The 17,852-nt window shown below is 71.6% G+C and carries 11 protein-coding genes and 1 pseudogene; 9 read left to right on the forward strand and 3 right to left on the reverse strand.

What is annotated here, in order from left to right; all coding sequences use genetic code 11:
• Positions 1 to 214: 214 nt before the first annotated feature.
• Positions 215 to 763, forward strand: a pseudogene (locus tag ABD709_RS09825) (phosphate ABC transporter ATP-binding protein); the annotation flags it as partial.
• A gap of 65 nt (positions 764 to 828) precedes the next feature.
• Here the strand turns inward: ABD709_RS09825 and ABD709_RS09830 are convergent.
• Positions 829 to 3,717, reverse strand: a complete 2,889-nt coding sequence (locus ABD709_RS09830) for a M36 family metallopeptidase (RefSeq protein WP_344774800.1) — start codon at positions 3,715 to 3,717, stop codon at positions 829 to 831.
• A gap of 216 nt (positions 3,718 to 3,933) precedes the next feature.
• Between ABD709_RS09830 and mfd the strand changes: the two genes are divergently transcribed.
• From mfd to ABD709_RS09845, 3 genes are read left to right on the forward strand one after another with little or no spacing between them, the layout of a single operon-like run.
• Positions 3,934 to 7,488, forward strand: coding sequence for a transcription-repair coupling factor (gene mfd, locus ABD709_RS09835; protein ID WP_344774802.1), 3,555 nt, complete (start codon positions 3,934 to 3,936; stop codon positions 7,486 to 7,488).
• 2 nt (positions 7,489 to 7,490) lie between these two features.
• Positions 7,491 to 8,171, forward strand: a complete 681-nt coding sequence (locus tag ABD709_RS09840) for a hypothetical protein (protein WP_344774804.1) — start codon at positions 7,491 to 7,493, stop codon at positions 8,169 to 8,171.
• A 48-nt stretch (positions 8,172 to 8,219) separates the two neighbouring features.
• The gene (locus tag ABD709_RS09845) at positions 8,220 to 8,816 is read left to right on the forward strand and encodes a MazG nucleotide pyrophosphohydrolase domain-containing protein (protein WP_344774806.1); all 597 of its coding nucleotides are present in this window, start codon (positions 8,220 to 8,222) and stop codon (positions 8,814 to 8,816) included.
• Positions 8,817 to 8,823: 7 nt separating this feature from the next.
• Here ABD709_RS09845 and ABD709_RS09850 read toward each other — a convergent pair whose 3' ends face one another.
• Positions 8,824 to 11,079 (reverse strand): serine/threonine-protein kinase, encoded by a 2,256-nt coding sequence (locus ABD709_RS09850; RefSeq protein ID WP_344774808.1) that lies wholly within the window; start codon positions 11,077 to 11,079, stop codon positions 8,824 to 8,826.
• 42 nt (positions 11,080 to 11,121) lie between these two features.
• On the opposite strand from ABD709_RS09850, the gene ABD709_RS09855 reads away from it, so the two are divergent.
• A complete protein-coding gene (locus ABD709_RS09855) occupies positions 11,122 to 12,024 on the forward strand; it encodes an FHA domain-containing protein (protein ID WP_344774810.1) in 903 nt (300 codons plus the stop codon).
• A gap of 61 nt (positions 12,025 to 12,085) precedes the next feature.
• On the opposite strand, the gene ABD709_RS09860 is transcribed toward ABD709_RS09855, so the two are convergent.
• Entirely contained in the window at positions 12,086 to 12,961 is an 876-nt protein-coding gene (locus ABD709_RS09860) for a hypothetical protein (protein ID WP_344774812.1), read from the reverse strand.
• Positions 12,962 to 13,185: 224 nt separating this feature from the next.
• Here ABD709_RS09860 and ABD709_RS09865 point away from each other — a divergent pair, with 224 nt between their 5' ends.
• Genes ABD709_RS09865 through ABD709_RS09880 form a run of 4 tightly spaced genes read left to right on the forward strand, consistent with a single transcriptional unit; the run spans position 13,186 to position 17,789 of the window.
• Positions 13,186 to 14,436: a TadA family conjugal transfer-associated ATPase gene (locus ABD709_RS09865; protein WP_344774814.1), complete on the forward strand. Its 1,251-nt coding sequence runs from the start codon at positions 13,186 to 13,188 to the stop codon at positions 14,434 to 14,436.
• Entirely contained in the window at positions 14,436 to 15,290 is an 855-nt protein-coding gene (locus tag ABD709_RS09870) for a type II secretion system F family protein (protein ID WP_344774816.1), read from the forward strand. The genes ABD709_RS09865 and ABD709_RS09870 overlap by 1 nt, the downstream gene beginning before the upstream one ends.
• The gene (locus ABD709_RS09875) at positions 15,287 to 16,294 is read left to right on the forward strand and encodes a type II secretion system F family protein (protein WP_344774818.1); all 1,008 of its coding nucleotides are present in this window, start codon (positions 15,287 to 15,289) and stop codon (positions 16,292 to 16,294) included. Before ABD709_RS09870 ends, ABD709_RS09875 begins: the two co-directional genes overlap by 4 nt.
• The gene (locus tag ABD709_RS09880) at positions 16,230 to 17,789 is read left to right on the forward strand and encodes a recombinase family protein (RefSeq protein ID WP_344774916.1); all 1,560 of its coding nucleotides are present in this window, start codon (positions 16,230 to 16,232) and stop codon (positions 17,787 to 17,789) included. The genes ABD709_RS09875 and ABD709_RS09880 overlap by 65 nt, the downstream gene beginning before the upstream one ends.
• Positions 17,790 to 17,852 lie beyond the last annotated feature (63 nt).

Raw genomic sequence — 17,852 nt, forward strand, 5'->3', positions numbered from 1 at the left:
GACCGCGCTGCTGACAGCGATGACCGGGACCTGGGTCGAGGTCAAGGACCGGGTCGCGGCCACGATCATCACCGGCGGCGCGCTGCTCGTCGGCCTCGCCGTCGTCTCGACGGTCGTCTTCGTGTTCCTGCGCGGCCGGCGACCGCTGACCCATGCCAACTTCTTCACCCACGACATGTCCGGCGTCGAGCCGAAGGCGGGCTTCGACTCCGGCGGAGTCAAGCACGCCGCCGCCCGGCGGTCGATCGGCATGGTCTTCCAGAAGCCGAACCCCTTCCCGGCGATGTCCATCCGCGAGAACGTCCTCGCCGGACTCAAGCTGACCGGCACCAAGCTGCGCAAGCCCGACAAGGAACTCCTCGTCGAGGAGTGCCTCACCAAGGGCGGCCTCTGGGACGAGGTCAAGGACCGGCTCGATGCCCCGGGCGGCGGCCTGTCCGGCGGTCAGCAGCAGCGGCTGTGCATCGCCCGGTCGCTGGCGATCAAGCCGCGCGTGCTGCTCATGGACGAGCCCTGCTCCGCCCTGGACCCCACGTCCACCCGGGTGATCGAGGAGACCATGGTCGACCTCGCCCGCGAGGTGACGATCGTCATCGTCACCCACAACATGCAGCAGGCCGCCCGGGTCTCCGACCAGTGCGCGTTCTTCCTCGCCTCCCTCGGCACCCCCGGCGTCATCGTCGAGCACGGCGACACCCGGGCGATGTTCGAGAACCCAAAGGACGAGCGCACCACCGCCTACGTCAACGGCCGCTTCGGCTGATCGATCCGGTCCCGAAAAGCACGACGGCTGCGACCCGTGGGTCGCAGCCGTCGTGATCTGAGGCGTCAGTCGTTGTACGCCGCCACCTCCGTGGTGTCGATGAACTGGCAGCCGGCGTAGGCCGTCGGACACCCGGACCAGTCCGGAACCTGGGGCTTCACCATGACGTACTTGATCGCACCGACGCCGGTGGCCGGCGACCCGAGCGGGATGTCGACCAGCTTGTTGCGGTCGTTCTCGTCGAAGGTCCCCGAGGCGACCGGCGAGCCCCAGGGCCCGTCGGGGGTCGCCGCGACGTAGATCTTGTACTCGCCCGTCGAGGCGCTGCCCGGGTCACCGCAGGTCGCGGTCGGGTTCACCCCGAAGCCGGTCACGTCGATGGTGCTCGGCAGGTCGATGACGATGAACCTCGGCTTGACCTTGCTCTCGCCGTCCGGGCCGAGAGGCTGCTGGCTGTTCTGCGTCGCGCTGCCCCAGCCGGTGCCGGCGGACAGGTCGATGGCGCCCTCCGGACCGCACTGCGGGGAGTAGTCGGGGCCGTTGAAGTCGGCGATGCTCGCACCGCCGCTCGCCGACGCCCAGTCACGACGCAGCTCCGGGTTGTACGTCGCCGTCGTGTTGGCGACCACGGTCACCGCGTCGACGTCCGACTCGTAGCCCGCCCGCGACGCGGTCACCTTCGGCCAGGTGCCGACCACCACGTCGTTGATCGTGTAGTGGCCGTTGTCGTCCGTGACCGCCGACCACTCCGGGTGGCCGGAGATGTGGACGCTGACGCCGGAGAGCGGGTTGCCCTCGGTGTCTGTCGCGGTGCCCGAGATCGAGCCCTTCTGGCTCGTGTCGGCCGGCGGCACGTGGAAGTCCGCCGTCGGCGCCGGGTCGGAGCCGCCGTCGGATCCGGCGTAGTAGCCGAGCCCGCGGGCCGCGAAGTGCGACCAGAGGGCATCGGTGTCGGCGCCGCCGTACATCGCCTCGTCGGCGGCGAGGATGCCGTCGCGGGCGTCGACCAGCGAGGGGTCGTCGGCCGTGAGCCGCATGCCCTCGGTGACCAGGCCCATCGTCTTCTCGTGGCCGAGGTCCTGCCAGATGTCGAAGAGGGTCTGGGCCCAGGCCTCTCCGACGTCGTGGACCTCGGTGCCCAGCGCGCCGTCACCCACCGCGTCGTAGGTGTAGCCGCCGACCTGGTCGCCGAAGTCGCACCGCGGGACGTCGTCGCCGACGCCGCAGTCGATCGCCTCGGTCCGGGTGACCACCTCGTTCTTCGCCAGGTAGAGGTCGAGGCTCAGCTCGCCCGGCACCGCCGGGTCGTTCTTGGCGTAGTGGTGGGTCAGCACGTAGTCGAAGGCGTAGAAGTCGCTCCAGCCCTCACCCATGCCGCCCGCCTGGTAGCTGTGCAGCGTCGACTTGTTGTCGGAGTTGACGACCAGGCGGTTGGACAGGCCGTGGGTGAACTCGTGGCCGAGCGTCAGGAAGTCGTCGGTCGAGCTCGCCGCCAGGTAGAAGTCGTCGTTGAGGTACATCTGCATCTTCGGCGCCTTGCCGTCCTGCGGCGTCGAGAAGTTCGCGTTGTTCACGTGGTCGCCGTCGGGGAAGCCGCCGGCGGTGTTCGCGCCGTCGAGGACGTTGAGCTTGATCGCGTCGCCGTCACCGCGGGTGAAGTTGCCGCTGGCCTTGGTGAAGCCGAACGGCGCCTTCTCGAGCCAGGTGGCGTAGCGCCCGGAGAGGTAGAGCCCCTCGAGCGCGTCCTGGTTCATGTTGACCTTCCAGGACTTCGCCTTCTTGGGGTTCCAGGTGCACATGTAGTGCTTCGAGCAGGGGATCTGGCCCTTGGCGGTCTTGAACGGCTTGAGCTTCCAGGCCTTGGCCTGCTTGAGCGAGGTCGGGACGTGCGTCACCTCGGCGGGCACGTCGCGCTTGTTGTTGTCGTTGACATCCGGCCACACGGTGGCGAACGGGCCCCACGGGTAGGTCGCGTGCGGGTCGAGGAACCCGAGCTTGATCAGGTTGACGTGGTGGATCTTGCCGCCGGAGTCGTCACCGCTGGCGCCGGGGTAGTTGTCGTGGACGTAGGCGTCGCCGGAGGGGTCGTTCTTGCCCTCGTAGTCGGTCAGTGACTGGCGGTAGAGGACGGCGCCGGTGCGCGCGTCGATGACGTGGGCGTAAGCCCCGACCGTGTCCGGCTCGGTGTACGTCGTCCAGGCCGGGCGCAGGCCCTCGGCGGTCAGGAACCACACCCGCTGGGCGGTCGAGCCGGGCTGGACCGCCGGGCGCGCGCTGTGGGCGTCGGAGACCGCCCGGCCGATCGCGGTGGAGCTGCTGATCCGCGCGTCGGGGGCGTTCGAGGCGAGCCGGCTCAGGCCCGAGACCGGGGCGCCCTGCACGGAGAGCAGCCGGCCGTCGGCGGTGACGTGGGCGCGCAGACCGTTGCCGAACACGGGGATGCCCTGCACGCGCTGCTGCCAGTAGAGGTGGGTGATCTTGTTGACGTCGGTGTAGCGGCGGGCGAGGACCAGCGTCGATAGGTCCGCCGAGGTCAGGCCGAAGGCCGCCGCGTGGTCGCGCACGTAGCCGAGCGCGATCTTGGTGGGAGCCGCCTTGCTCGGCCCGGTGAGGGTGCGACCGGTGGCCGACACGCTGTCGGGGGTGCCGGTGAGCGGGTCGACCTCGATCCGGGCGCCGCCGCCGAGGCCGACGGCCAGCCGGTGCACGGCCTTGCCGTTGGCCCGGACCTGCCGGACCTGGGCGTGCGCGAGCGCGTCGCCGTGCAGGATGCGGGCGTCGTAGTTGCCGTGGTGCTCCGCGCCGCGGTCGTCGGCCGCGCGACCGGCGGCCTGGGCCGTCGGCGGGCTTCCGTCGGACGGCCCCGCTGCCGTCAGGAACCCGAGTGCCAGCGCGGTGGCGGCGAGTGCGGGGGCGAAGTGGGTGATCCGTCGTCCGACGGCTGCTCGGCTCATGTGTCCCTCCCTGGGAACGGCGAGTGAGTCGCGACCCGGAAGGAGGTGGAGAGGGGGGCCGCTGTCGGACTCTAACCACGGGTGCCCCCCTCGCAACAGGTCTTTCGGTGGAACGGGGCGCCCGCCGTCCTTTATGTACGTACATCAGGCTTGATGTACGTACATAAAGGCGTGCGGCTGCGACCCTGTCGACACCGCCGGATAGCCTCGGACAACGTGACGCTCGCCGGACTCGCCGACCTGGTCCTTGCTGATCCGGCCCTCGCGACGGCGATGGCCGATGCGCGGAGCAGCCGGCTGCCGACCCACGACCTGACCGGCCCCGAGCCGCTGCGGCCGTTCGTGGTCGCCGGGCTGGCGGGGACCGGGCGCCCCGTGCTCGTCGTCACCGCCACGACGCGCGATGCCGAGCAGCTGGTCACCGAGCTCGGCGACTTCCTCGACCCGGAGACGGTCGGCTACTTCCCGAGCTGGGAGACGCTCCCGCACGAGCGGCTGAGCCCCCGCAGCGACACCGTCGGACGGCGGCTGGCCGTCCTCCGGAGGCTCTGCCACCCCGGCGACGCCCCCGGGACCGGCCCGCTGTCCGTGGTCGTCGCGCCCGTGCGGTCGGTGCTGCAGCCCCAGGTCAAGGGCCTGGGCGACCTGGTCCCGGTCGAGCTGAAGGTCGGCGCGCAGGCGGACCTGGAGGTGGTCGTCGCCGGGCTGGTCGACGCGGCGTACACCCGGGTCGACCTGGTCGAGAAGCGCGGCGAGTTCGCCGTCCGCGGCGGGATCGTCGACGTGTTCCCGCCGACCGAGGAGCACCCGGTCCGCGTCGAGTTCTGGGGCGAGGACATCGAGGAGATCCGCTCGTTCGCCGTCGCCGACCAGCGGACCATCGCCAAGCTCGATCGGCTCTGGGCGCCGCCGTGCCGCGAGCTGCTGCTCACCGAGGACGTACGCCGACGCGCCGCCGAGCTCGGGCGTGCGCATCCCGAGCTGCTCGAGATCACCGACAAGCTCAGCGAGGGCATCGCGCTCGAGGGCATGGAGGCCCTGATCCCGGCGCTGGTCGACGAGCTGGAGCTGCTCGTCGACCTGCTCGCCGACGACACCCAGATCCTCGTCGTGGACCCCGAGCGTGCCCGCGCCCGCGCGCACGACCTGGTCGCGACCTCCGAGGAGTTCCTCGGCGCCTCCTGGGCGGCTGCCGCCAGCGGCGGGACCGCGCCGATCGACCTGCAGGCCGCGTCCTACCAGGAGCTCGGCGACGTCCGCGCGCACGCACTCGAGCGCGGTCAGTCCTGGTGGACGTTCAGCCCGTTCGGTCTCGACGAGGGTCTCGATACGCCGTCGCTCGTCCCTCGCGACGGCTACTCGACCACCGCTACCAGGGTGCATCCTGCGCCGTTGTACCGCGGCGACGTCGAGCGGGCGATCGGCGACATCGCGAAATGGCACAACGACGGGTTCACCGTCGTAGTGGTGCACGCCGGCCACGGCCCGGCGGAGCGGATGGTGGAGGCGCTCGGCGAGCACGACCTCCCGGCGCGACTCGCGGAGGCCGTGCCCGCGGGCGACGTACCGGACCCCGCGGTCGTCACCGTCACCTGCGGAGCGATCGCGCACGGCATCATCGACGCGGACCGCCGGCTCGTCGTCCTCACCGGGGAGGACATCGTCGGCCAGAAGGCCTCGACGCGGGACATGCGCGCGATGCCGACCCGCCGGAAGCGGCAGATCGACCCGCTCGAGCTCAAGCCCGGCGACTACGTGGTCCACGAGCAGCACGGCGTGGGCCGGTTCGTGGAGATGAGGCAGCGCGAGGTGCACGGGGCGACCCGCGACTACCTGGTGCTGGAGTACGGCGCCTCGAAGCGCGGCGCCCCGGCGGACCGGCTCTACGTGCCCGCGGACGCGCTCGACCAGGTGACCCGCTACGTGGGCGGCGAGCAACCCAGCCTCGACCGCCTCGGCGGTGCGGACTGGACGAAGCGGAAGAACCGCGCCCGCAAGGCGGTGCGCGAGATCGCGGCCGAGCTGATCAAGCTGTACGCCGCCCGCCAGGCCACCCGGGGCCACGCCTTCGGCCCGGACAGCCCGTGGCAGCGCGAGCTCGAGGACGCGTTCCCCTTCCACGAGACACCCGACCAGCTGACCACCGTCGACGAGGTCAAGCGCGACATGGAGCGCACGGTCCCGATGGACCGGCTGATCTGCGGCGACGTGGGCTACGGCAAGACCGAGATCGCCGTGCGCGCCGCGTTCAAGGCGGTGCAGGACGGCAAGCAGGTCGCCGTGCTGGTGCCGACCACGCTGCTCGTGAGCCAGCACCTGTCCACGTTCACCGAGCGGATGAGCGGGTTCCCGGTGGTGCTCAACGGCCTCAGCCGGTTCCAGACCGACAAGGAGGCGACCGAGGTGATGGCCGGCCTCGCGGACGGGACCGTGGACGTCGTCGTCGGGACGCACCGGCTGTTCAACGCGGACGTGAAGTTCAAGGACCTCGGGCTGATCATCGTCGACGAGGAGCAGCGGTTCGGCGTCGAGCACAAGGAGGCGATGAAGCGCCTGCGCACATCGGTCGACGTGCTGTCGATGAGTGCGACGCCGATCCCGCGGACCCTGGAGATGGCGATCACCGGCATCCGCGAGATGTCGACCATCACCACGCCCCCCGAGGAACGCCACCCGGTGCTGACCTACGTCGGCGCCTACGAGGACCGGCAGGTCGTGGCCGCCCTGCGCCGCGAGCTCCTGCGCGACGGCCAGGTGTTCTACATCCACAACCGGGTGCAGTCGATCGAGAAGGCCGCCGCCCGTCTCCGCGAGCTGGTGCCCGAGGCGCGGGTCGCCACGGCGCACGGCCAGATGGCGGAGCACCAGCTCGAGCAGGTCATGCTCGAGTTCTGGGAGAAGCGCTTCGACGTCCTCGTCTGCACCACGATCGTGGAGTCCGGCCTCGACGTCTCCAACGCCAACACGATGATCATCGAGCGCGCGGACACCCTCGGCCTCTCCCAGCTGCACCAGCTGCGCGGCCGGGTCGGCCGCAGCCGCGAGCGCGCCTACGCCTACTTCCTCTACCCCGCGGAGAAGCCGCTCACCGAGACGGCCCACGAGCGGCTGGCCACGCTCGCGCAGCACTCCGACCTCGGCGGCGGCATGGCGATCGCGATGAAGGACCTCGAGATCCGCGGCGCCGGCAACCTGCTCGGCGGCGAGCAGTCCGGGCACATCGCCGACGTGGGCTTCGACCTCTACGTCCGGCTGGTGGGCGAGGCGGTCCGCGACTTCCGAAGTGACGGTGGCGCGCCGGAGCAGCTCGAGGAGGTCCGGATCGAGCTGCCGGTCGAGGCGCACCTGCCGCACGACTACATCCCGAGCGAGCGGCTCCGGCTGGAGATGTACAAGCGGCTCGCCGAGGTCCGCTCCGACGCCGACGTCGACGAGATCGCCGAGGAGCTCCAGGACCGGTACGGCGAACCGCCCGTCCCCGTCGTCGCGCTGCAGCTGGTCGCGCGGTTCCGCGCCCGGGTGCGGCAGGCGGGGGTCAAGGAGGTCACGACTGTCGGCAAGAACGTCCGGTTCGCGCCCGTCACGCTTCCCGAGTCGCGGACCATCCGGCTGCAGCGGCTCTACCCGAAGTCGATCGTCAAGCAGCAGGTCGAGTCGATCCTCGTACCACGCCCCGGCACACCGGGGGCGACCGGGCGTCCGCTCGAGGGGATCGCCCTGCTTGAATGGGCGCGCGGTGTGATCGACACCATCATCGACCCGAAGGAGTGAGCGTGGCGCGGAAGCTGGTCCTGGCCGGGATCGCCGGTGTCGCCGTACTGGCGAGCGGGTGCAGCGGGAGCACCGTCATCGGTGCCGACGGACCCCAGCCGGGCGTTGCGGCGAAGGTCGGTGACGTGCAGCTGTCGGTCAGCGACGCCGACCAGATCACCGACGCCGTGTGCGCAGCGCAGGAGCAGAACCCGCAGGCGCAGGCGACCACGCGCGTCCTCGCCGAGCAGGGCATCATCGCGCAGTGGGTGACCGCCCAGGCCGCGCGCCAGCTGGCCGACCAGCAGGGGATCAGCGTCGACGCCCAGCCGTTCGACCGCAGCCAGATCCCGGGCTTCGACAAGCTCAGCGACGACGAGCAGGACGTGGTCGGCGCCTACGCCGACGACATCAGCTACCTCCAGGCCGTCGGCTCGAAGCTGAAGAGCGACAAGAAGGGCCTCGACCTCTCCGGGGTCGACGTGACCATCAACCCGCGCTACGACATCAACGTCGAGGACGACCGGCTCGCGGACGCGGGCAACGACCTGTCGGCCGCGGTCAGTGACGAGTCGGTCGCGGGCTCGGCGGCGCAGCCGACCACCGAGCAGCTCGCGTCCCTCCCCGACAGCCAGGTCTGCGGCACCAAGCCGCAGCCGGGCGCCTCGCCGAGCGTGCCGCCGATCCCCGTCCCGCAGGGCTGAGCCGGGGCTCGAGCCGTGTCCGACGCGGTCGCGGAATTCGTTGCCGTCATGCGGCGGCTGCGGGCCGAGTGCCCCTGGAAGCAGGGGCAGACGCACCGGTCGCTCGCGCGCTACCTGCTCGAGGAGACCCACGAGACCCTCGAGGCGATCGACGCCGGCGACATGAAGCACCTCGGTGAGGAGCTCGGTGACCTGCTGCTGCAGATCGTCTTCCACGCCGTGATCGCCGAGGAGACGGGCGCGTTCACGCTCGAGGACGTCGCCAGGGGCATCACCGAGAAGATGCGCCGCCGCAACCCGCACGTGTTCCCCCCGGACGGTGGTCGAGGAGGTCGCCCCGGCGACCGTCAGGAGACCCCGACGCGGGACCTGACTGCCGACGACGTCAACGACCTCTGGCAGCAGATCAAGGCGGAGGAGAAGTCCGGTCGCAGCCGGCCCGACGACGGGATCCCGCCCACGCTCCCCGCTCTGCTCTACGCCGACAAGGTGCTCGACCGGCTGGCGCGGTCCGGCGACGACGTCGTCCCCGACGCCGGTTCCGACGACCTGGGTGAGCGGCTGCTCGCCCTGGTCGCCGAGGCGCGCGCCTCGGGTTCCGACCCCGAGCAGGCGCTGCGCGACGCCGTACGCCGGCGGCTCTGACGCCGCCTCACAGCGGCATGCCGCCGCCGTCGAGGTAGCGGCGCACCTGTTCCTGGAGGTAGCCGCCGTCGTCGTCGCTCGAGTCGGCCTCCCTGCCGGTCCCGGGCGGGTTCGTGACGCCGTCGTCCGCTGCGTCGCACGGGCAGGTCTCGGCTGCGGGGTCGCCTGCGGTGCCGAAGACGATCCCGATCAGGCCGGCGTCGCGGAAGGCCTGGAGGTGGGCGTAGTCGTCGTCGCCGAGCAGCCACTCCACGTAGCCGTCCTGGTAGTGGTACGGCGTGTTGTTCACCGTCCGGTAGACCGTGTTGCCGGTGGGCACCGAGTCGAGGACGACCCCGGCGCCAGCGGCCGTGCTGATGCCCTGCACCCAGGCCAGCAGCCGGTCGAAGTCCTTGGGGGTCGGCATCTGCTCCTGGGGATCGTCCTGCGCACCCGCCTCGCCGTAGGAGACCGTGTCGTCCAGGAAGTCGTACTTCGTCCCGAGGCTGGCGTAGAACCGCTTGAAGTTCGCGACCCAGCCGTCGATGTCCTGGACCGTGGGCCGGACCGGGATCAGGAAGTCGCCGTAGCCCCACGACTCCACGTCCATGCCGAGCTGCACCTGCGGCGCCAGCTGGTCCCGCAGCCGCACCCACGCCTGGGTCCACCCGGCGAACGTGTCGGGCAGGCCGTCCAGGTCGGGGACGCCGGAGGACCCGACGACAGCGCGCACCTGGGTCGCGTCCGGGTAGGCCGCGGCGATGTTGCTGGCCACCGAGCTCTCGACGACCAGGTCGATCGGCTCGTCCAGGCTGCCGAGCTGGGTGAGCAGCAGCTTGATGTTCTCCCAGTAGGCCCGCATCAGCCGCGGATCCTTGAGGATCCGCAGCGTCCCGTCGGCGTCCGCGTCGTTCCCGGCGCCCTGTCCGACGAGCCGCTGGATGTACGCGTAGCCCGTCGGCGGCACGCCGCCCACCTCCGCCTGGCGAACCTGGGTGACCGCCGGTTGCCCCCCGCCTGCGCTCCACACGTCCGACGTCAGCGGGTCGCCGCTGAAGCCGATGACCGCCGGGACACCTTTGCCGAAGTGGGACGGGATGTCGGCCGTCAGGTCGGCCGGCAGACCGACTCCGATCTGCAGCCGGTCCGGCCAGCCCGCGGGGGCAAGGCCGTGCTCGCTGCCGCCCGAACCAGCGTGCGCGGGCTCGTCGTCACCCTTTGCCAGCAGCGCCACTCCGCCGGCGATCAGGACCACTGCGGTGGCGGCGGCCGCGGGCACCAGCCAGCGCCGCCGCGAGCCGCGCCGGGGCACCGCGGGCGGGATCGCTCGCGGCAGCGCCGTCGCCGGGGCCGCCGAGGTCAGGGCCCCGGTCGCGTCGGCCGAGGCGGCGCGTTCCGTGCGCGCCACCGGCGTGCCGGTCGCGCAAAGCCAGTCGGCGCCCCAGAGTCCCGAGCCGCGGCGCTCGAGCTCCTCGGCGAACTCGCCGGCGCTCGTCCAGCGGTCGGCCGGGTCGCGCGCGATCGCGCGCATCGCCGCCTCGGCGACCTCGGTGGGGACGTCGGGGTCGAGCTCACGCAGGGGGCGGGGGTCCTCGTTCAGCCGGGCCAGCAGGGTGGCCTGCAGCGTCGCGCGCCGGGCGTACGGCGCGTCGCCGGCGAGCATCTCGTAGTAGACGGCGCCGCTCGCCCAGACGTCCGAGGCGCTGGTCACCGGCTGCGACTCGTCGAGCTGCTCGGGAGCCATGTAGGCCGGCGTGCCGAGCACCGTGCCGGTCGCGGTCAGCCGCTCGGCCTGGTCGCCGAGCACCGTCGCGATGCCGAAGTCGGTGATCTTCAGCCAGCCGTCGCGGGTGAACATGATGTTCTCCGGCTTGATGTCGCGGTGCAGGACACCTTGCTGGTGCGCGTGCTCGAGGCCGTGCAGGGCGGCGACCTCCAGCGCCGAGGCGGTCTGCGGCGAGAGCCGCGCCAGGCGCATCCGGTCGCCCAGGCTGCCGCCGGTCAGCTGCTCCATGATCAGCGCGCAGACCTCGTCCTGCTCGACGTAGTCGTAGACGCGCACCACATGGGGGTGGTCGAGCGAGGCGAGGGTCTTCGCCTCCCGCTCGAAGCGCTGCCGGACGCCGGGGTCCCGGGTCATGCCGAGCGGCAGGACCTTGATCGCGACGGCCCGGCCGAGCTGACGGTGGCGGCCCGCCACCACGACGCCCCACGCGCCCCGGCCCAGCACCTCGCCGACGTCGTAGGACGGCAGCGCCCCGCGCAGCCGTTCGAGATCGTCCAATGTGACCCCCAGGAGGACTCCCCGGACCGTAGGGTAGTGCCGATGTCAGAGGCTTGGCTGGTGATCGACCCAGGTCGGTCCGGCGAGCGTCCGGTGCGCGTGCGCGGCCGCCTTCACCTCGGCAGGGTCTGTGCCGGCGTGCCTCCCGAGGACCGGATCCTCATCGACGACGGCGGGGTGTCGCGCGACCACGCGCACGTGGTGATCGAGGGTGGCCGCGTCCACCTTGTCGACCACAGCACCAACGGCACCCGCGTGAACGGCCGCCGGATCGAGAGCGGCGAGCGGGTGCCGCTCTCGGACGGGGACACGGTCACGGTGGGCCGCACCGATCTCGGGGTGCGCGTGCTCGCGCCGGTCGAGGTCGAGGAGGGGACCGAGACGCTCCGCGAGGGCCAGTCCGCACCGATGGTCGTGCTCGTGGGCGACGTCGTGGGCTACACGGGACTCAGCGAGGCCAACGACCCTCACGTCGTCGCCGAGTGCCTGTCCGAGGTGTTCGCCGGGCTGCGCTCGCGGATCGTCGACCACGGCGGCGTCGTGAACTCCTACGCGGGCGACGCGGTCTTCGCGACCTGGGACGGGTCCTCGGCCTCCGACGCCGTCCGCGCGGCGCTGGCCTGCCAGATCGCTGTCGAGGCGATGGTGCCGGGCCTTCCGCTCCGCTACCCCGACGGGTCGCTGCTCCGGATCGGCTGGGGGGTCACGGCGGGCATGATCTCGGCGAGCCGTCCGTCTCCGGGGCGCTTCGTCCTGCACGGCGACGCCATCAACCTGGCCTTCCGGATCTCCTCGCTGGCGGGGCGCGACGGCCTCCCGCCCGTGCTCGCGGAGCACTCCCTCGACCTCGAGCCCACGATCGCGCGTGGCGAGCAGTTCGAGCTGCGGGTCAAGGGCCGCGCGGCACCGGTCCGCCTGGTCCCGGTGGCCGTCCCGGCCCCCTGACGCACGACTCCCCGGCCACCGCAGGTGGCCGGGGAGTCGCGAGAGGCGAAGCGTCCGACGGTCAGTGGACGGTGAACCCCGCGGAGTCCTTCGAGCCCTTCAGCAGGTCGGAGCCCTTGTAGCTCGCGACGACGGTGTAGGAGCCCGACTTCCGGACGCCGGTGAAGGCGGCGGTCGCCTTGCCGGAGTCGTTCAGCGCCTCGGTGACCGATCCGACGGCCGTGGAGCCGCGCTTGAGCACGAACTTCACCTTGCCGGACGCCGGCACGATGCCGTGCGCGGAGGTGACCTTGGCGCTGCTGGCCACCGCGTGGTGCTTGGCGCTGTAGGCCGCCTTGGCCGCGGTCTTCGAGCCGTCCTTCACCGAGGTGATGGTGCCGAACGTGAGGTCCTGGTCGGCGCCAGGGGTGCACAGCACCTCGAGCGGCTGGTCGCCACCCGGAGTGACGAGCGTCATGACGACGTCCTGAGCTCCAGCGGCCAGGGTGGTCACGTCTCCCGGGTTGCCGGCAGTGATCGGTGCGAGTGATCCCGTCGCGGTCAACGGGATCGCGGTGCCCGGTGCACCCGCACCGGTCTGCGGCACCGTCAGGTCGGCAGCCTGGGGCACGTCGTTGACGAGGGTCGTCGAGTGGATGACGCCGGAGAACGACGAGGCCTGGAGGAGGCCGCGCAGGGCGTCCGCGAGTCCCGCAGGGATGGTCACCACCGTGGTGAGATCGGGTGTGGTGGACGAGCCGGTGGGCAGCTGGGCCGGCGCCGAGCTGGTGATGTCGACAGGAAACGTCTGAGGGTTGCCCAGCACGTTGCAGTCGAAGTTGAGTGAAGCCGCCGCGGCCGGCTGCGCCGTACCCATGACGACGGCCGATCCGGCTGCGAGTGCGACGATGCTGCCCGCAGCTGCGGCGCGCAAGCGCGCGCGAGGACGCAATGACATAAGGGTTTCCCTCCCGTAGTGATCGGCGGGCTCCACCTCCCGTGGCGCCCGCCACGGGCAAACCTCATCACGTGCCTCGCCGGCGCGGCAAGGGTCTTTGGGCCCGGCGCACCCGTCGCAGCAGGCCGCGGTCGGTTATCCACAGCCGCGGATCTGGTCGTCGCGCCGGGACCGCCGCCGCGCCTAGCGTTCGAGGGTCGCTTCACCTCCTCTCGGGAGACCTCATGACCCTGGCGCAGCAGACCCCGGCCGACGTCGTCGGCGGGCTCGACGAGGCGCTGCGCTCTGCCGTGCGGCGGCAGGGCATCGACCCGCAGCGGGAGGCGGTGGCCGTACGCCGGCTGGCTGAGCAGCTGGTCCGCGAGCACGACGAGCGCAGCCTCACCGGGGTGGTCGCGCCGGTCGGTGACGTCGACGCCGCCGTCACCGAGCTGGTCGCCCGGGTCGCCGGGTTCGGGCCGTTGCAGCCGTTCCTGGAGGACCCCACCGTCGAGGAGGTGTGGATCAACGCCCCGGACCGCGTCTTCGTGGCCCGCAACGGCCGGCACGAGCTGACCAACCTGGTGCTCGACGAGGCGCAGGTGACCGAGCTGGTCGAGCGGATGCTGAAGACGACCGGGCGGCGGATCGACCTGAGCCGGCCCTTCGTCGACGCGATGCTCCCGCAGGGCCACCGCCTGCACGTGGTGCTGGAGGGCATCAGCCGCGGCTTCTCGGCGGTGAACATCCGCAAGTTCGTCGTGCGGGCCACCCGGCTCGCCGACCTGGTCGACCTCGGGACGCTGACCCCGTCGACCGCGCTGTTCCTCGAGGCGTCGGTGCGAGCGGGCCTCAACATCTTGGTCTGCGGCGGTACGCAGGCCGGGAAGACGACGATGCTCAACTGCCTGGCGGCCGCGATCCCCGGTGGGGAGCGGGTGGTGAGCGCCGAGGAGGTCTTCGAGATCCGGTTCGCCCACCCGGACTGGGTGGCGATGCAGACCCGGCAGGTCGGTCTCGAGGGCACCGGCGAGATCCGGTTGCGCGACCTCGTGAAGGAGTCGCTCCGGATGCGGCCCAGCAGGCTGATCGTGGGGGAGGTGCGGGCCGAGGAGTGCCTCGACCTGCTGCTGGCCCTCAACTCCGGGCTCCCGGGGATGTGCACCCTGCACGCCAACAGCGCTCGGGAGGCGCTGACCAAGGTGTGCACGCTCCCCCTCCTTGCTGGCGAGAACATCTCGGCTCGCTTCGTGGTGCCCACCGTCGCGGCGAGCGTCGACCTCGTCGTGCACCTGGCCGTCGACCCGCGCGGCGCGCGGCGGGTCACGGAGGTCGTGGCCGTGCCGGGGCGGATCGAGGGCGAGGTGATCGAGACCGAGCCGGTCTTCGAGACCCGCGACGGCGCGCTGCGTCGCGGGATCGGGATGCCGCCGAGGGTCACCAGCTTCGAGCGGGTCGGGATCGACGTAGGCCGGCTGCTGCACGAGGCGGCCTGATGGGGGCGCTCGTCGGGCTCGGTGTGGGCGTCGGCCTGCTGCTGGCGTGGTCTGCCTTCGCGTGGCCGCGTGGTGCCGAGCGGGCGCCGCGTCCGGCCGGCCCGTGGGAGCGGCTGCTCGCGGAAGCGGGCATGGCGAGCACGACACCCCGGGTGCTGCTGCTCGCGTGCATCGTGTCGGGCGCCGTCGTCCTCGTCGTCGCGCTCGGCGTCACCCGGACCGCGCCGGTCGCGGTCGTGCTGAGTGGCCTCGCCGCGCGGCTGCCGGTCGCCGTCGTCCGCGGCCGGGTCCGTCGGCGGCGACGTGACCACGCCGAGGTGTGGCCGGAGGCGGTCGACGACCTGGCGTCGGCCGTTCGCGCCGGGATGTCCCTGCCTGACGCGGTGGCCGCACTGGGTGAGCGCGGGCCGGAGGCGCTGCGGCCCGCGTTCGACGCGTTCGCGCTCGACTACCAGGTCTCGGGCCGGTTCGGCGACTGCCTCGACCGGCTGAAGGGCCGGCTCGCGGATCCGGTCGGGGACCGCGTCGTCGAGGGCCTGCGGGTCGCGCGCGAGGTCGGTGGTGGCGAGCTCGGTCGGCTGCTGCGCAACCTGTCGAGCTACCTCCGCGACGAGCAGCGCACCCGCGCCGAGCTCGAGGCGCGGCAGTCGTGGGCGGTCAACGGCGCCCGGCTCGCGGTCTCCGCGCCGTGGCTGGTGCTGCTGCTGATGTCGCTGCAGTCGGAGGTGATCACGCGGTACCGGTCCGCCACCGGCGCCGTGATCCTCGCGGTCGGCGGCGGCGTCTGCGTCGTCGCCTACCGCCTGATGATGCGGCTCGGCCGACTTCCCGACGAGCGGCGGATCCTCGCATGACCGGCGTCGGGGGACCGGTGCTCGGCGGGCTGCTGGCCGGGGCGGCCGCGCTCGGTCTGCTCGTGGTGCTGGCCCGCGTCTCCTCAATGCGGCGGCCCAGCCTCGATGCACGTGTCCTGCCCTACCTGCGCGACATCGCTCCCGCCCGCGCCGGGCGCACCGGCGCGAGCCCGTCCGGGTCGCCGCTGCGCGACCTGTTCGGTCCGCCCGTCGCCGCCGCGGCGCGCGTGGTCGAGCGGGTGCTCGGCGGCGCCGCGTCCGTACGGCGGAGGCTGGCCCGCGCCGGCCTCGATCACGACGGCCACACGGTCCACGACTTCCGCGTCGAGCAGGTCCGTTGGGGGATCGTGGGGTTCGCGGTGGCCGCGGGTTGGCAGCTCCTCGGCTCGCTGCGTGGGCCGGTGAACCCGGTCGCTGCCCTGGCGACGTGCGGCGTCGGCTTCGCGCTCGGCGTACTGGCTCGGGACCAGCGGCTCAGCGCCCAGGTACGCCGCCGCGAGCGCGCGGTCGTGGCGGAGTTCCCGACCGTCGCCGAGCTGCTCGCCCTCGCCGTCGCCGCCGGCGAGGGGCCGGTGGCCGCGCTCGCCCGGGTCGTCCGCCGCAGCGGCGGTGAGCTGTCCGGTGAGCTGGCCGACGTGCTCGCCGCGATCCGGACAGGGGAGCCGGTGGCGGACGCCTTCGACAGGCTCGCCGCCACCACCGGCGTACCGGTCGTCGCCCGGTTCGCCCACGGCGTCGCGGTCGCCGTCGAGCGCGGCACGCCCCTGGCCGACGTGCTCCATGCGCAGGCAGCGGACGTGCGCGAGGCCGGCCGTCGCGAGCTGATCGAGGACGCCTCGCGCAAGGAGATCCTGATGATGGTCCCGGTCGTCTTCCTGGTCCTGCCCGTCACCGTCGTCTTCGCCTTGTTCCCACAAGGGGCTTTAGGCTCAATGTGTGATGGGAACCAAGCAGCGCTACGGCGATGGAGCCCGAGCCGTCATCTACTGCCGTGTTTCACGTGACGACAGCGGCGCCGAGGGCGCTAGCTCGACGGAGCGCCAGCTAGAGGATTGTCGCGCACTTGCGCGGCTCAAGCGGTGGAACGTCGTCGCCGAGGAGATCGACCAGGGGATCAGCGCTTATGGCGTGAAGGAGCGCCCCGCTTGGGAGCGGGTGCTTGCCATGGTCGACGCGGGGCAGGTGGACGTGATTGTTGCCTGGCATCTCGACCGGATGACTCGCAACATGCTCGACCTTGAGCGCCTGATCCTTCTGGCCGAGGGCAATGACGTCGGGGTCGCGACGGTCACCGGAGACATTGATCTGACCGGGGACACGGGTCGCATGGTGGCGCGCATCCTCGCGGCGGTGGCGCGCGCCGAGGTGGAACGCAAGGGCGCCCGTCAGCGCAGGGCGAACGAGTCCCGAGCGGCAGAGGGGCTGCCTTGGCGAAGCGGCTGGGCAGCCCTCGGCTACACCCTCGGTGGAGAGGTGATCGAGGAGCAGGCTGACCACCTTCGGAAGGCAGCAGAGGACGTGCTGAATGGCGTCAGTCTCCGGGAGATCGCACGGCGCTGGAACGCCGAGGGCGTGACGACACCTCGCAACAGCCAGGGAGTGAATGGCTGGACTCACAAGGGGGTCAGGAGCGTCCTGCTCAACCCTCGCTACGCCGGATTCGCGACGTACAAAGGGGAGATCGTCGGCAAGGGGCAATGGGAGCCGATCCTGTCGGAGGAAACTCACGCTCTCCTTGTCGCCAAGCTGACCTCTGCTGATCGCAACACGAGGGGAAGCGCAGGACGTGCGCCCGCCAACCTTCTGTCTGGGATTGCTCTTTGCGGCGTCTGTCGGGAACCCGTGACCGGAGGGACGCGGGCACTCAAGAGCGAGCGCGTCGGCGTGTACCGGTGCCCGAATGAGCACCTCAACACCTATCGAGCGGATGCGGATGACGCGGTCAGGGAGGCATTCGCCGTGGCCGCACTCACTGCCGTCCCTGGCGCGGTTCTGACGGCACCCGAGAGCGTCTCCAGCTCCGAACTATGGGAGGAACGACAGCGCCTCTCCGACAGGCTCACGGGGCTGTCTACGGCGTACGCAGATGGCGCTCTCTCACTGGAGCAGTTGAAGGCAGCGACGGAGCGAATCAACGAACGACTGGCGGGTGTAGAGCAGCAGCTATCGGAGCTAGACGCAGCCGGGAACCTCGACGCCCGAGCGGTCAACGCCGAGAACGTTCAGCGCTTCCGGGAGCTAAATACAGACGGACAGCGCGCCATTCTGGCGCGCCTTGCGGTCGTGACCCTGTACCCAAAGGGGAGGGGGCGGAAGGGCGTGCCGATCACAGAACAGGTCACCGTGTACGTGCGAGCGGACCGGGGCAACGGCGAGGAGTTGATCCCGGCGTTGGACGAGCTATCGGGGGTGCACCTCCCGTCAGACCGACTGGCCCGTCCGAGCGACCTAGTGAGCGCCTCCGTCGCCGAGTCGCTAACTGGAAAGGCAACCTTGTGAGCGGCGTAGCTAGGCGCCAAGTCGGCGCCCTTCACACGGCCTACTTCCACACGATGGCGGGAC

The sequence above is a fragment of the Nocardioides panacisoli genome, from assembly GCF_039537325.1.
Lineage (GTDB): Bacteria > Actinomycetota > Actinomycetes > Propionibacteriales > Nocardioidaceae > Nocardioides > Nocardioides panacisoli.

What these genes read in the sequence shown, in the direction of transcription:
- ABD709_RS09830 (WP_344774800.1), bottom strand. Translation starts at nt 3,717, where the DNA reads ATGAGCCGAGCAGCCGTCGGACGACGGATCACCCACTTCGCCCCCGCA.
- ABD709_RS09845 (WP_344774806.1), top strand. Translation starts at nt 8,220, where the DNA reads ATGCGGCGGCTGCGGGCCGAGTGCCCCTGGAAGCAGGGGCAGACGCAC.
- ABD709_RS09855 (WP_344774810.1), top strand. Translation starts at nt 11,122, where the DNA reads ATGTCAGAGGCTTGGCTGGTGATCGACCCAGGTCGGTCCGGCGAGCGT.
- ABD709_RS09860 (WP_344774812.1), bottom strand. Translation starts at nt 12,961, where the DNA reads ATGTCATTGCGTCCTCGCGCGCGCTTGCGCGCCGCAGCTGCGGGCAGC.
- ABD709_RS09865 (WP_344774814.1), top strand. Translation starts at nt 13,186, where the DNA reads ATGACCCTGGCGCAGCAGACCCCGGCCGACGTCGTCGGCGGGCTCGAC.
- ABD709_RS09870 (WP_344774816.1), top strand. Translation starts at nt 14,436, where the DNA reads ATGGGGGCGCTCGTCGGGCTCGGTGTGGGCGTCGGCCTGCTGCTGGCG.
- ABD709_RS09875 (WP_344774818.1), top strand. Translation starts at nt 15,287, where the DNA reads ATGACCGGCGTCGGGGGACCGGTGCTCGGCGGGCTGCTGGCCGGGGCG.
- ABD709_RS09880 (WP_344774916.1), top strand. Translation starts at nt 16,230, where the DNA reads ATGGGAACCAAGCAGCGCTACGGCGATGGAGCCCGAGCCGTCATCTAC.